The organism is Nostoc sp. (assembly GCF_041747015.1).
Taxonomy (GTDB): Bacteria; Cyanobacteriota; Cyanobacteriia; order Cyanobacteriales; family Nostocaceae; genus Nostoc.
The window spans coordinates 61939-76725 of record NZ_JBGTFY010000244.1 but is presented as its reverse complement, the minus strand read 5'-3'; the positions used below and the strand labels follow the sequence as shown (position 1 = coordinate 76725).

The 14787-nt window shown below is 38.5% G+C and carries 10 protein-coding genes; 8 read left to right on the top strand and 2 right to left on the bottom strand.

Annotated features, from left to right (window positions below):
* Positions 1–35 precede the first annotated feature (35 nt).
* A complete protein-coding gene (locus ACEW80_RS20135; protein WP_373528288.1) occupies positions 36–950 on the top strand; it encodes a WD40 repeat domain-containing protein in 915 nt (304 codons plus the stop codon).
* 36 nt (positions 951–986) lie between these two features.
* Here the strand turns inward: ACEW80_RS20135 and ACEW80_RS20130 are convergent, their stop codons facing one another.
* Positions 987–1691, bottom strand: a complete 705-nt coding sequence (locus ACEW80_RS20130) for a CAP domain-containing protein (protein WP_373528287.1) — start codon at positions 1689–1691, stop codon at positions 987–989.
* Positions 1692–2100: 409 nt separating this feature from the next.
* Between ACEW80_RS20130 and ACEW80_RS20125 the strand changes: the two genes are divergently transcribed.
* The gene (locus ACEW80_RS20125) at positions 2101–2367 is read left to right on the top strand and encodes a hypothetical protein (protein ID WP_373528313.1); all 267 of its coding nucleotides are present in this window, start codon (positions 2101–2103) and stop codon (positions 2365–2367) included.
* A 157-nt stretch (positions 2368–2524) separates the two neighbouring features.
* Positions 2525–2659, top strand: a complete 135-nt coding sequence (locus ACEW80_RS20120; RefSeq protein ID WP_373528312.1) for a winged helix-turn-helix domain-containing protein — start codon at positions 2525–2527, stop codon at positions 2657–2659.
* A gap of 95 nt (positions 2660–2754) precedes the next feature.
* Here the strand turns inward: ACEW80_RS20120 and ACEW80_RS20115 are convergent, their stop codons facing one another.
* The gene (locus tag ACEW80_RS20115; RefSeq protein WP_373528311.1) at positions 2755–3552 is read right to left on the bottom strand and encodes a peptidylprolyl isomerase; all 798 of its coding nucleotides are present in this window, start codon (positions 3550–3552) and stop codon (positions 2755–2757) included.
* A gap of 1160 nt (positions 3553–4712) precedes the next feature.
* Between ACEW80_RS20115 and ACEW80_RS20110 the strand changes: the two genes are divergently transcribed.
* The 5 genes from ACEW80_RS20110 to ACEW80_RS20090 all read left to right on the top strand — a co-directional run bounded on the left by ACEW80_RS20110 (position 4713) and on the right by ACEW80_RS20090 (position 14739).
* On the top strand, positions 4713–5903 hold the full coding sequence (locus tag ACEW80_RS20110; RefSeq protein WP_373528286.1) for a response regulator: 1191 nt from the start codon (positions 4713–4715) through the stop codon (positions 5901–5903).
* A 635-nt stretch (positions 5904–6538) separates the two neighbouring features.
* Positions 6539–6904 (top strand): response regulator transcription factor, encoded by a 366-nt coding sequence (locus ACEW80_RS20105; protein WP_373528285.1) that lies wholly within the window; start codon positions 6539–6541, stop codon positions 6902–6904.
* A 98-nt stretch (positions 6905–7002) separates the two neighbouring features.
* The gene (locus ACEW80_RS20100; RefSeq protein WP_373528284.1) at positions 7003–7476 is read left to right on the top strand and encodes a chemotaxis protein CheW; all 474 of its coding nucleotides are present in this window, start codon (positions 7003–7005) and stop codon (positions 7474–7476) included.
* A gap of 126 nt (positions 7477–7602) precedes the next feature.
* Positions 7603–10911: a GAF domain-containing protein gene (locus ACEW80_RS20095; RefSeq protein WP_373528283.1), complete on the top strand. Its 3309-nt coding sequence runs from the start codon at positions 7603–7605 to the stop codon at positions 10909–10911.
* Positions 10912–11118: 207 nt separating this feature from the next.
* Positions 11119–14739 carry a response regulator gene (locus ACEW80_RS20090; protein WP_373528282.1) on the top strand — a complete coding sequence of 1207 codons (3621 nt, stop codon included), beginning with the start codon at positions 11119–11121 and terminating at the stop codon, positions 14737–14739.
* Positions 14740–14787 lie beyond the last annotated feature (48 nt).

Sequence of the window (14787 nt, the reverse complement as noted above, 5' to 3'; positions counted from 1 at the left end):
AGTAAGATTTGCTGCTGATTTCTTAATTCTTAAATATGCAAGATTTAATATCTGTACGCACTCTCAAAGGGCACTCAAATAAAGTAATGTCTGTCGTCTTCAGTTCTGATGGACACACTTTAGCTAGTGGTAGTGATGACAAAAGCATAAAAATTTGGCATTTAGCTAACCATGAACCACGCACCTTTAAGGGACATGGAGAGTCTTCTTGGTCTGGAGGAGTAAATTCTGTTGCTTTCAGCCCTAATGGTAAGATTCTAGCCAGTGCTAGTGATGACAAAACTATTAAATTGTGGGAAGTCCTAACAGGGAATGAAATCTGTACCTTAACTGGACATGAAGAAAAGGTTTACTCTGTTGCTTTTAGCACGGATGGAAAAACTTTAGCCAGTGGCAGTAAGGACAAGACGATCCAACTTTGGTCAATAGAGACAGGAAAGAAAGTACACACACTCAAAGGGCATTCAGATGACGTTTTATCCGTTGCTTTCAGCCCAGATGGAAAAATTTTAGCCAGTGCTGGTGCTGGTAATGACAAAACCATCAAGATTTGGCATTTGGATAAACAGAAAGTCCTTACCCTTACAGGGCATTCTGATTGGTTTGGAGGGATAAATTCTGTTGCTTTCAACCCCAATGGCAAGATGTTAGCCAGTGGTAGTTGGGACAAGACGATTAAACTATGGCACGTAGAAAGTGGTAAAGAAATCCGCACTTTATTTGGGCATTCTGATCATGTTTGTTCTGTCGCTTTTAGCCCCAATGGCAAGATAATAGCTAGCGGTAGTAAAGACAAAACTATCAAGTTATGGGAAGTGGATACAGGCAATGAATTCTGTACTTTTTCAGGCTCTGAAGATGCGGTTTATTCCGTTGCTTTTAGCCCAGATGGTAAGACAGTGGGTAGTGGTAGCGGAGATAAAAGTATTACGTTATTCCCTTATCAATAAAACTGTATTGCCTCAAAAATAACCTTTCACCTCAAGTTATTTTTCCCTGTATCCACCAGCGTAATTAATTACGCAGATTATTCTATATGATTTGTGAGCTCCACAAGCAACACCAGACACTTTAAAAGCGCCGTTAAAGATGTTTGTTCTATGACCGCGATCGCGCACACCATCATCAATAATTAACTGCATGACGACATCTTGGGCAGTGTTTAGTCCATAACTAATATTTTCACCTGCGGTTATTTGCCACTTACCATAGCGGTTGATGCGAGTAAAGGGGTTGCTACCATCGCTACCACTATGACCTGTAGCACCTTTTGGTCCTTGATCTTTTACGTGATCTTTTGCGCCTAAAGACATACCTTTAGATGCACTCAACGTTCCTAGAGGACGAGCAGATTTCATAAATGCGATCGCCTCATCAACTGCTTTGACTCCTTCTTGAGTTTGCAAATAGGTATTATTAAAAATTTTGACTCGGTTCCCATCAAAGCTCTTTCTATACTTTTCTAGAATCGGGAGGTATGCCTTGGGATTTCTTCGTACCTTATTTGTTTCAACAATTACCTGTTGTTCCAACGGTGAAAGGTAACTCGCCTTTGCTAACAAAATTGGACTGGCTGGTTGAACTAGAGATGGGGTAGAGTTTGCTACAGATGGGCTAGATTGAAACACTTGATCTGAGCAGCCGAATATCACGGTAACGGGCAAAAATACCCAAAATCTAATGCAACGCATTCATTACCTCACAATTGTTTCTATGGATTAATTTAGTCAATTAGAAGACATCAAGACTTTAGTGGGTTCTCGAAAAAAAGTGTAGATTAACGCACCAATAGTATAGTAACGCTGCGTAGGCGTAGCCCGCACTTCTCTACGAGACGCTCCGCGTAGCTTGCTTCCCCGCAGGGGTACGGCAAGCTTAGGGCATCGCGCTGCGCGTAGCAAGATCCCATTCGCGTAGCGTCTCCGACAGGAGAAGGGTACGACAAGCTCAGTGACCATCGTAGACATCGCCTTTGTTCCTAAAAATCCACCTTCATCTTCGCCTACAAATCCTCCAAAAATATCTGTCGATCGTTGAGATGCAGAAACTTTCTATACTTGGGGAGTAGAAAATGCTACACAAGGAAGATATGAAGATGCGATCGCAGATTTTACCCGTGCGATTCGTCTGAATCCTTACTATATTGACGCATATAAATATCGTGGGCTGATTTGCTCTCAACTGGGATACGAATATAGAGCCACTTCCGATTTAAATAAAGCGGCACTTATAGAACAAGAGTTAAAAAATCCGGGGGCTACACGTAGATCACGATCACCCAGACCTATATCAAAACCTAGACCTCTGGTAGAAAGATTTTGTCAGAGGATAAAAAGTTTACTGCGGCTAAATCGGTGTTGGAGATAATACGCTTCCGACGGCGACATCATACCTTGAGTTAGATAGTACTTGTAATTAGGAATACTAAGTAAGTAAGATTTGCTGCTGATTTCTTAGTATTCCTAGTATGAGCGATCGCTTTGATATAAATTATGTAAAAATAATGGTGACAGAGTAAAGTGATATATATTTACGAAAAATTCAAGAAGTAATAAAAGAGCGCACAGAAATAAAAGTAAGTATATCAAGTTTGTCCCGCACTCTGAAACGCTTAAAATTAAAGCACAAAAAAACTTTGGTAGCAACTGATAACATTTAGTTTGTGGCTTTTAAAAGTTAGATCACTTTCTGCGTGACCATCTACCTCACCTCACTCCCGGTTTTAAAGTCAAGCATAGGAGTCGCCTCTCAGCCTTAGGTTAAGGGTTTATCGCCCTCTTGCTGTCCTCCTCTGCTACCCTCCCTCTGTGGTGCAGACATGATTTGCTTTTGCTGTTCTTGTAACCAGGTTTCAAAGAGTTCATTCAGCAGACGCACTTTCATCAATTCATCTAGTTGTGCGGGGATAAATCTTTCCAGCCGCAAAATCACGAACCACTCAGCAATACGGCTAGGAGGTAATATCTGACCTGGTTGACTGCTAGAGAGCATTTGCATCATTATCGGATGTAGTGCATTCAGTTCAATCGGGCCTACTAAACCGCCAGTTTGGGCTTCTGGACCGAGTGAATATTCCCGCGCCAAGTTAGCAAAAGAGTTTTCTTTTGCCTGAATCCGGAAATAAAGTTCTTGGGCAATTCCTACATCTTGGGTTCGCAGTAGAGAATAAATTACTTTGTCTAGTTTTGCCTTGGACTGAAAAAAGTAAGATTCCAGTTTATTACCCCAAGTGGCTTGCTTGAATTTTTCAATTTTCAGCTTACGAGTGGTAATAACTTCTAGTTGTTCAGGGATAAGCCCTTGACGTGCCATCCAAGCTTGGATATCTTCTTCATTTTTGAACTGTTTTTCAGTGTAAAACTGCTGTTTAGCTTGGGCTACTTCCTCAGAAGTACACTCTATTGTTACGTTTGCAGCGTGTGAGCTTTGCTCAATTGCCTCATCAATGATCAATTCCCGCTGCAATTGTGGCAGCATTTGGTAATTTGCCAGTAAAGAAATCAGTTCACTAGCTGTGATTGTACGATTACCGATTTGGATTGCTTCAGTCATCATTAGCTCTCGGGCATCTCAAGAATATCTCGTCTGTCAAGAAGCTACGCCGTAGCCTATTCACTGGGAGCTTTTGCATTAGTCCCACCGAGTTAGGTACGCTAACCTCACTTTCGCAGTAATTAAAGAATAATTTGCTAAGATACTTTAAAATATACAGTTTATATGAGTTTTTATCAAAGATTCTACGTAAATACGACCAGATGTGAAAATCGGGTTAAAAGGGATTGGGGATTGGGAGAGTTTAGTTCTCAGCCGGTTAAGTAAGCGCTTTAGGGACTTGCAGAGAAATAAAATATCAGCCATTCTAGAAGAATAGGAAGCGCGGATCTGCCAGCGCCTGCTCTAATCTCTAGAATTGGAATCGCATTCTTTCATGCTTACCGACACTATAAAATCTACCTTCAAAGATGCAGCCAATAAACTAACTTGCAGCCGCAAAAGAGACTTCATCGCAAAAGTTACTGAAGATTACTTCGATACAGCACTTCCGGCAGCTATGGGGTACATCCTCAAAGCTGAAAGGTATGCTAGGAGAGGGGCAAGGAGAAAAACTATATTCCATAATAGCCGGAAGCGCTGTAGTTCAGCCCCCAAAGGATAAACAGTTTAGTGCCTAAACTCATTTGCTGCCTTAGATTGACCTGTAAAACTAGATTATGAACAGTTTAGCACGCCTTCTTTAAGGATAATATTTCCTAGAAAAACTCATCTATGATTGATATAAATTAAGAATTATAACTTTAAATAAATATTTTTAACTTTATGTCAAATTTCAATAATTGAAGCAAAAATCTCTAGAAGCTGCTAATCTTTTTTAAACAAAAATTCAGAATTTATACGGTTATGATTCCGTATTAAAATTATTAAAATAGGATACTAATATTGAATGCATCTTAATGATGTGGACTATAGCAATCTACTTGAGTGATGAAATATTAGCAGAAAAGTAAAGTCTGCCAATAAGAAACTCTGTGCTAGATGACTTATTTGCTAGAAAGGTTTTTGCTATCTGCCCATTCCCATCTCCCTTGCTTTTAATAATCTTGATTTAGACTGCTATATACCAAATGTATTTGCACTTGTTGATATGTTTGGTGACCACTATACAGTTAGTGTGGGTTTTTCAACGGCTGGCTTTTTAATAATAGGAATAAAATATGACCCACCGGGAAGTTATTTCAAATAATTTAGTAAATGAGTTTAAAAATTGTACTCAGCTGCAATATAATGGCAAATTAAATATTAAGAGTTCAAAAGGCAGCCAATGGACTTTTTACTATCGGCTGGGACGGATAGTTTGGGCAACAGGGGGAACTCATCCCTTCCGACGCTGGCGTAGACAAATAGCGCAAAATTGTCCTCAGATTGATGTTGATAAGTTGCAGGTGCGTTTGCAAGACCTATCAATCAATTACTGGGATTATAACCTTTTAGAAATATTGTATAAAAAGCAGAAAATCCAGCGGGAACAGATTCAGTCTATTGTGGAAAGCACGATAGCAGAACTATTATTTGATCTAGCTCTGCAAGCAAACTTTGCTTCTATGAGTTGCGATCGCAGTCAAGAAGTTATCCTAGAAACACCAATGAGTTTTACGAGTACAGAAATGCCTGTCAAGCACATGGAAGACTCGTGGAAAATTTGGTCAGAAGCTGGTTTAGCAAATTTTTCTCCTGACTTGGCACCCATTCTGCGGCGACCAGAACAACTTAAGCAGATGATAAGTCCATCTATTTACAAAAACTTTGTCAATTTAATTAACGGCAAATTTACTCTGCGAGATTTAGCCGTGAAAATGAAGCAGAGTGTACTACCGCTCACGCGTTCGTTACTTCCATATATTCTTAAAGGAATCATTGAATTGGTGGAAGCACCTGACTTACCTTTAGGAGTTACTGAAGTCAACAATAACTCCACCACCACACAAACAAAGAAGCGGACTGCTCCCTTAATAGCTTGTGTGGATGATAGCCCTCAAGTCTGTAAAATGCTAGAGGATATTATCACTTCCAATGGATTGAGATTTATCAAAATTCAAGATGCTGTACAAGCTCTACCAACCCTCATTCAGGAGAAACCAGACCTGATTTTCTTGGATTTAATTATGCCAGTTGCTAGTGGTTACGAAATTTGCACTCAGTTGCGACGAATATCTACTTTTGCCAACACACCAATAATCGTATTAACAGGAAATGATGGTTTTTTAGATAGAGTTCGTGCAAAGGTAGTTGGTTCTACAGATTTTCTCACAAAACCCGTAATGGCTGATAAGGTAATGGCCATAATACGTAAATATTTACCTATACCAAGTGTATCCATTGACAAGAATAAATCTAATTCTAATTAAGAGGTTTGTAATTTGGGAATTAGAGGCTAAGTAAGTCGGCAAGAATAAATCAAACTATGTTACGCAATATAAAATTAATTAAGTTGGCTCATAATAATACCAATTCTATATAAGATTGTACTTTATTCATGTAGGGACAATTTATCAGTTGCCCCTACATATATAGTTTCGCGTGAGTTATGTAGGCACATCTTCAAAAATTAATAGGATGAGGGTTTCACCCTTACTATGAACCTTTAATGATTCATGCCGACTTACTTATTTATAAACAAAATATTAAGTGTAGGGTGATGTTAGCGCAGAAAGTACGGCATCATTCCAAGCTTTTGCTGCCTTACTCTCGTCTAACAACCCTAAAAAGCTATTTAGATTTTTTCAAAAACAATTTACGATTACTATATTAAGTTATGTTTAGTACGTAGTTTTTCTGAGGTTAATACATAAAGATTGAATCAAAATTAGACAAATACAATTTTGTGTATTTATAGCAGTTCTATGTGAGTTGTGAAATAGTGGTTGGGGCAAAGAGGTTAGCGGCTAGTCTCTAGTCCTTTCTATGTCTTTGTTAAGGAATCATTTAGGGTTTGTATGTCTAATTCGTTTACATTGTGAGAAAGGTTTAACGAGTAATTGCTATGAATACTGTTTTAGTTGTTGAAGATGGCTTAACAGATATGGAAATAATCAGCCGTTACTTGCAACAGGCAGGTTATTCTGTGATTAGCGCCACAAGCAGTGAAGAGGTTCAAGACAAAATAGATAAAAACAAGCCAGACCTAATATTTCTCGACGTAATTTTACCAGGTAAAAGTGGCTTTGAAATTTGCCGAGAATTGAAAACCAATCCCAACACTAGCAAAATACCTGTGGTTTTTTGCTCTACCAAAAATACTGATGTAGATAAAATTTGGGGTAATATGTTGGGCGCTGATGGTTATCTATCAAAACCGATTGAACGAGAGGAATTAATGACAATATTGAACCAATTGATTAAGAAGTAAAAATGCAATACAGTCAATAAAACTAACTACTTCTAAGTTAAATATAAACTGCAAATAATGACTAAAAAGAAATCATCAATTACAAAGGCTCAATAACTTTGGAAACCAAAGAAAAGTTTTTAAGTTTTAATTTGGGAGCAAGTGATACAGCCGTAATTTCGTTACAACACATCACAGAAGTTTTGCAAGTATCATTACCTGAAATATGCGGCGTTCCTCAGATGCCCAATAGCGTCTTGGGTATTTATAACTGGCGCGGTGAGATGCTTTGGTTGATAGATTTAGAGGCAATGTTAGGTTATCCGCCAATTTCGCAAGGATCAAATTTACTTTCAATAATGATGGGGATTGTTTTGGAAAACAAGGGTAAGTATTTGGGACTATTGGTGCGACATCTGATAGATATTGAATGGCTAGATACTAGGCAAATGAAACCCGCAACTCCTGAATTATTTTATCCGAAAATTTCACCTTTTTTACAGGGATACTTTATTAATGATTCCGAGGAGATGATTTTTAATTTGGATGCTATAACGATTATTCAAGCTCCTATGTGGGGGACTCATAATTGAAAATTTAATAATGGGTGATTAGGCGTAGTATTTTAACAATTACTAATCCTGAATCACCAAAAGCCAGATCATTCTTCTCTACCAAATATCAAGTTATTACCAATCACAATTTTTGAGGTGAATCAAATGACATTTTTGTATAAAAATAGCCAGGAAAATGAGAATCTAATCTCAGAAGTAGAAAATATTAATGGTGATCCGAATATAGCGAATATTGCCAGTAATGAAATATCTTTATTAAATGCGATCGCTCAAGAATTTAAAACTTGGCGGCGACAGTTGCAAGACATCGCAACTTATATGCGTCAAGCACCAGACTTTGATACACTACTTAAAATTACTGTAGCGCAAATTAGAGAAAAGATTGGCTGCGATCGCGCCTTAATTTATCAGTTTACCTCCCTAGAATCAGGTGAGGTTTTAGCAGAATCCAGAACACTAGGTTGGACACCAACTTTAGGCGAAAATATTCCCGGAATTATTTTTGGCTTATATACCAATCAAGACTATATAGAACCTGTAGTTATTGATGATATCAATCAGATACAACTTACCCCTTATCAAAAGCAACTACTAGAGAAGTTTCAAATTAAAGCTAGTTTGAGTTTACCGATTGTAGTAGAAGGTAAAGTATGGGGGTTGCTGGTAGTAAATAATTGTTCTTCAGTGCGGCATTGGCAAGAGGTAGAAATTAGTTTACTATCTCAAATTACAACAGAATTAACTTACAAATTGCAGAGTTTTGAATTCCAAAATGAGCAGCAACAGCAGATACTAGCAAAAAAATCGGTGGCTAAAGTCATCGACAAAATTCTCCGCGTATCAAATCTTGATAAGATTTTTCCAACAACCACTCAAGAAGTACGTCAATTACTAAGATGCGATCGCGTCGGTGTTTATCGCTTCAAACCTGATTGGAGTGGCGAATTTGTGTCTGAATCAGTGGGTAATAATTGGACAAAATTGGTCGGCCCTGATTTTTACACAGTCTGGGAAGATAGCCACTTACAAGATACTCAAGGAGGACGTTATGCTACGGGTGAAAGCTTTGTGGTCAAAGACATCTATAAAATGGGTCATGCTCAATGCCACATTGACATTTTAGAGCAGTTTGAAATCAAAGCTTACATCATTGCGCCCATATTCACCGGAGAGAAACTATGGGGCTTGCTAGCAGCTTATCAAAATTCTGGGCCGCGTGATTGGCAACCTTGGGAAGAAAACTTTTTAACTCAGATTGGCTTGCAATTTGGTGTGGCCGTATCACAAAAAGAATATGTCGAGCAAGTGCAGACAAAATCTGATCAACTAGCTCAAATAGTCGAACAAGAAAAAGCTTTTACTAAGATAGTCAACCGCATCCGCCAATCTTTAGATGTAGATACGATCTTCAAAACAACCACTCAAGAAGTGCGTCAATCACTAAAATGCGATCGCGTCGCAGTCTATCGCTTTACCCCTGACTGGGGTGGCGAATTTGTGGCTGAGTCTGTAGGTAATGGTTGGACAAAACTGGTAGGACCTGATATTAAAACCGTTTTAGATGATACCTACTTGCAAGAAACTCAGGGAGGTAGGTATGTCAGAGGTGAAAACTTTATTGCTAATGACATCTATCAAATAGGGCTTACTGACTGCCACATTGAGATTTTAGAGCAGTTTGAAGCCAAAGCTTACATAATTGTTCCTATATTCTTCGGGGATAAATTGTGGGGCTTGTTGGCAGCTTATCAAAATTCGGGAGCACGTGAATGGCAAACCTGGGAAGTTAACTTTTTGGTTCAGACTAGCTTGCAATTTACCCTAGCTAAATCACAGATAGACTATCTAGAATTAGTGCGGGTAAAATCTGAGAAACTAGCTGAGATAGCGGAACAAGAGAAAGCTGTTACCAAGATTAGTAACCGCATCCGGCAAATCTTTGATATGGAAGATATTTTCAAGATAACCACTCAAGAAGTGCGACAATTATTGCGATGCGATCGCGTCGCTGTTTATCGCTTCAATCCCGACTGGAGTGGTGAATTTGTAGCGGAGTCAGTAGCTTATGGTTGGATAAAACTGGTAGGACCCGATATCAAAACCGTTTGGGAAGATACTCACTTACAAGAAACTCAGGGAGGTCGATATGCCCAAGGGGAAAACTTTGTTGTCAACGACATTTATCAGGTAGGTCATTCTACTTGCCACATTGAAATTTTAGAGCAGTTTGAAGCCAAAGCTTATATCATAGTTCCCATATTCTTTGGGGAGCAATTGTGGGGCTTGCTGGCAGCTTATCAAAATTCCAGCCCTCGTGATTGGGAAGAATCGCAAGTCAATTTGTTAGCACGCATTAGCGGTCAGTTAGGACTGACATTACAACAAGCCGAATATTTGCAACAAGTACAAGCGCAGTCAGCAAAATTAGCAGAAGCAGCAGCACGAGAAAAGGCAGCCAAGGAATTACTACAACAACGCTCTATTCAACTCTTAATGGCTCTTAGACCCGCCCTCACCGGCGACTTAACGGTACGCGCACCGATTACAGAAGACGAGCTAGGCACCATCGCTGATGCTTACAATAGCACTCTGCAAGCACTGCGACAAATCGTTATTCAGGTACAGGGAGCTGCTCAACAAGTTGCCCAAACTTCTGGTAATAGCGAGGCTTCACTAACAGGATTGACCAATTTAGCGCAACAACAATCTGAGGAAATTACCGCAGCTTTAGGCGAAATTCAACTGATGGTGGACTCTACTGAAGCTGTGGTGGCGAATGCTGAATTGGTGCAACTAGCAGTGCAACAAGCCAATCAAACTGTAGAGTCTGGCGATACTGCGATGAACCTGACTGTCAAAGCAATCCAAGGAATTCGTGAAACCGTTGCTCAGACCAGCAAAAAGATTAAACGCCTCAGCGAATCCTCGCAAAAAATCTCCAAAGTGGTGAATTTGATTGGTAATTTTGCCACACAGACAAACGTACTGGCTTTGAATGCAGCCATTGAAGCCACCCGTGCAGGTGAATATGGCAAAGGCTTTGCAGTTGTAGCTGATGAAGTCCGTTCTTTATCTCGCCAGTCAGCAGCAGCCAGTATTGAAATTGAAAAATTAGTCCAGGAGATTCAAACAGAAACCGGAGAAGTTGCAGTAGCGATGGAAACTGGCATTCAACAGGTAGTAGAAGGCACAAATCTTGTCAATGATACCCGCCAAAACTTAAATGCGATCGTTTCTGCAACTGCCGAAATTAGTCAGCTAATTGAGCGAATTACCGCAGCGACTCAAAAACAAATGACGCAATCTGTAACAGTAACTAAATCAATGCAAGATGTAGCAGGAATTGCCAATAAAACTTTTGCTGAATCTCAGGAAATTGCTAGTGTGTTCCAAGATTTATCAGGAATGGCAAAAGACTTATTAACAACTGCTGGCAAGTTTAAAGTCAACTAATAAAAAGTTAGGAGTTAGGAGTTAGGAGTTAGGAGTTAGTCGTGGTAAGTCATGGTGTAGGTTGGGTTGAGCAATAGCAAAACCCAACAAATGGTTGATAATGTTGGGTTTCGTTCCTCAACCCAACCTACTATTTTTCTTAACCCAAGCGTATTGATGACAGTTGCATCAATCAAAACTTTACGCAACAAATCCAAAATCTAAAATATGATCACAGATAAAGAAATCCGCGAACAAGGATACATTTACTTTCTAGCTGAAGCCCCGGAATTAATCCAAATTATTGAACAAGAACTATTTAGCTTATCGGAAGGTTATAGCATTGCTAAAGTTCATAATTTAATGCGGGCTACTCATACACTTAAAGGTGGAGCGGCTAATGTTGGACTAGAAGTAATTAAGATGATAGCCCATTATTTAGAAGATGTATTTAAGGCTCTATATAATCCAAAAGTAGTAATTGATGCCGAATTGCAAACACTTTTGTTACAAGCTTACGAATGTCTTAGCATAGCATTAAATACCGAGTTGATAGGCAGTAGTATTAATAATGAAGAACTCATACATCGAGCAACTTCAGTGTTTGCACAGTTGCAAGAAAAACTGGGTGATGCTTTTGGTGCTGAGTCTCATATTCCCAGTTCTGAAGAATTGGGATTTGATATTGTGCAGTCCGTTTTTGAAGTGGGTGTAGAACAACGTCTAAATAGTATTGCTGACGCTGTTAACAATCCACCAAATAGTGACGAATTTATCGAGTTTTTACAGTCTCAAGCTGAAGTGTTTTTCGGCTTGGCAGAATCTCTAAATTTACCTGGATTGGGAGAAATAGCCCAAACAATTCTATCAGCGCTGCAAGCAAATCCTACGCAGGTGCAGCAAATAGCAGAAATTGCCCTTGCAGATTTACAACAAGCACAACAATTAGTATTAGCGGGCGATCGCACTTCTGGTGGAGAACCTTCTCCAGGTTTGCGAAAACTCACAACAGTAGCAAATAATCAGCCATCTGAAGAATTGCCAAATAATTCATTTGCTGGTACATTTACTATCAATGAAGAACAATTTTACCAGTTTCTCACTACATCTGATCACAATAAAAATCAATCCGTTAACCCAACAACTGCCAAGTTTTATTTAAAAGTAATTCGTTACATTTTTGGCTGGTTTCATCATGAGATGGAAATACCGGCAGAAGAACTCAGTTTAACTTTACTGGTTCCTACATTAGAAAGAAAAAGTCTGCTTGATTATATCCAAAATTGGCTAAAAAAGTTTCTTAATTTTGTCCAAAATCAAGAAGATAGTCAAAGTCTTTGTATTTATCGACGTGGGATTATCTTAATTATCCTATTTGCAGTTGCAAAATTTCAATATTCTCTTGAAGCATCTGACAGCTACCTCTCAGTAATTAAAATATTACAGAATCAAATTCATAAATTAGCACAAGAATATAAAAATTATCCTCCTGTGACTGGCGAAGATAAAAATTGGCTGGATCGTCCCAAGTTACAAACCTTGTTAGTCTTTAAAGAAGTATCTAAATCGGTCTTTTCTGAAACAAATGATCACCTACTAGAAGCAATATGGGGAGAAGAATCTAGCCAAAATATTGTTGTTGAAGTCGTGACAATTCAGCCTGATGATTATTCAGAAAAGCTTGATTCATTAACTATCAGTGAACAGGTAGTTTCTGAAACAACTATTGAAATTATGCCTGATTTAGCTACGCAAATTAACCAAGAAATAGAAGACAAATCTCAGTATGTTCAAACTAAAAATTTGCGCCAACCTTCATTTATTCGAGTAGATACAGAAAGACTGCAACATCTCAATTATCTAGCTGGAGAATTGCTGATTTATCAAAAACGCCGTAGTTTGCAAGATGAACAAGTCAAAGAAATAATTGAGCAATTAGTACAGCAACTCACTAGACACCAAACAACTTTAAATGAATTACGTGATTTACCATTACAAATACAAAATATTTCCTTACAACAAACGCAAGATTTTGCAGTGAAGTTTGATTCTTTAGAAATGGATGTATATACAGAGTTTCACATGACATTGCATGAAACAATAGAAGAAACACTGCAACTACAAGAAACTACAGAATCTCTTGACTTGCTCGTGACGCAAGCGACTCAAATTAGTGATAAACAAGAGAATTTAACTCTTAATATTATAGATAACTTAGTCGAAGCACGAATGTCGCCTTTGGGTAATATCCTGAATCGCTTCCCCCACATGATTAATAAGTTGGGGAACGTTTATGCCAAACTTGTAGAATTGAAACTTAGTGGTACTGAAGTATTAGTTGATAAAGCGATCGCAGAAAAGCTCTACGATCCTTTATTACACTTAGTGCGTAATGCTTTTGACCACGGCATTGAAGCTCCACATATTCGCCGAGAGCTTGGTAAATCAGAACAAGGTTTAATCGAAATCTGCGCTTATCATCAGGGTAGCCAAACTGTTATCGAAGTTCGAGATAATGGTCAGGGATTGAATTTAGATAGAATTCGCAGAAAAGCTGATGAATTTTGTCTCATAGAAACTAAAGAAAAAACTAGAGGTTCTGCTTCTAATCTGGCTGAATCTGAACTTTTAGATTTGATATTTTCACCTGGATTTTCTACTGCTAATAAAGTGAGTGAAATTTCTGGGCGCGGTATGGGTTTAGATATTGTGCGTACTCAGATGCACGCACTCAATGGCTCAGTTACAGTACAATCCTTGCCTAACCAAGGAACAATATTCATCCTCAAAATTCCTTTTTCTATGACTACAGAAAAACTCATGCTAGTTCAAGCCAAAGGTGTTGTTTATGGCCTTATTTTGGACAGTATCGAAAAAATATTGATTCCCTCTGAACAACAGATTAAAGAAATTGAAGGGAAAAAAATCTTTCATTGGAATACAGACAATGATGAGACTATGGTCAGCCTCCATCAACTTTCAAAGTTGATTGATTATAATGGTTCATTCTTTAATAGTGCTACTCCATACAATACGTCAAATAGTCACGAGCCAAGCATAGCGAAAAATCCGGTGCTTTTGCTACGACGAAATCAGGGAATGTTTGCTTTAGAAGTTGACCAAATAATTGGTGAACAAGAACTGGTAATTAGACCTTTAGGAAATGCGATCGCACCGCCAAAATACATTTATGGTTGTAGTAGTTTAGCCAATGGTAATCTCATCTTAGTGATTGATGCTTTATTGCTAGTAAAGTCTAGCGATATCCAACAAACAACACTTGATATCAGGGCGCTACCAGTACCTTCTTCCTCAAATAAAAAAGCCTTGCCAATATCGGGACATACTTTTTCATCTACACCATTACTTACTGCATCTACTTCCACAACAACTATAGAAACCCAACCCAGTTATTCTCAAGAGCCAGATAATAAATCACCAAAAGTTGTTTTAGTCGTAGATGACGCAATTAGTCTACGTCAAACTCTCTCTCTGACTTTGCAAAAATCTGGCTATCAAGTAATACAAGCCCAAAATGGTGTAGAAGCTCTAGAAAAGTTGCAATTACATCCTGAAATTAAAGTTGTCGTCTCCGATTTAGAGATGCCACGAATGAATGGTTTTGAGTTGTTGAGCAATTTCCGTCAATACACAAATTTAGCAAAAATACCTGTAGTGATTCTCACTTCTCGCAGCGCTGAAAAACATCGCCAGCTTGCCCAAGAATTGGGTGCAAAGGCTTACTTGACTAAGCCTTATTTAGAGCATGAGTTTCTTTCTACAATTAATGATTTAATTGACAGTAATACAGATGATTTCAATCATTTACTTGTAATGACAAATCATTGATATTTTTGGAAATGCGTAGGCATAGCCCGTCGTAGACATCGCCTTAAT

Bases quoted from the DNA above. Each gene is read 5' to 3' on its own strand.
- ACEW80_RS20135 (WP_373528288.1), top strand. From the start codon at position 36: ATGCAAGATTTAATATCTGTACGCACTCTCAAAGGGCACTCAAATAAA.
- ACEW80_RS20130 (WP_373528287.1), bottom strand. From the start codon at position 1,691: ATGCGTTGCATTAGATTTTGGGTATTTTTGCCCGTTACCGTGATATTC.
- ACEW80_RS20115 (WP_373528311.1), bottom strand. From the start codon at position 3,552: ATGACTGAAGCAATCCAAATCGGTAATCGTACAATCACAGCTAGTGAA.
- ACEW80_RS20110 (WP_373528286.1), top strand. From the start codon at position 4,713: ATGACCCACCGGGAAGTTATTTCAAATAATTTAGTAAATGAGTTTAAA.
- ACEW80_RS20105 (WP_373528285.1), top strand. From the start codon at position 6,539: ATGAATACTGTTTTAGTTGTTGAAGATGGCTTAACAGATATGGAAATA.
- ACEW80_RS20095 (WP_373528283.1), top strand. From the start codon at position 7,603: ATGACATTTTTGTATAAAAATAGCCAGGAAAATGAGAATCTAATCTCA.
- ACEW80_RS20090 (WP_373528282.1), top strand. From the start codon at position 11,119: ATGATCACAGATAAAGAAATCCGCGAACAAGGATACATTTACTTTCTA.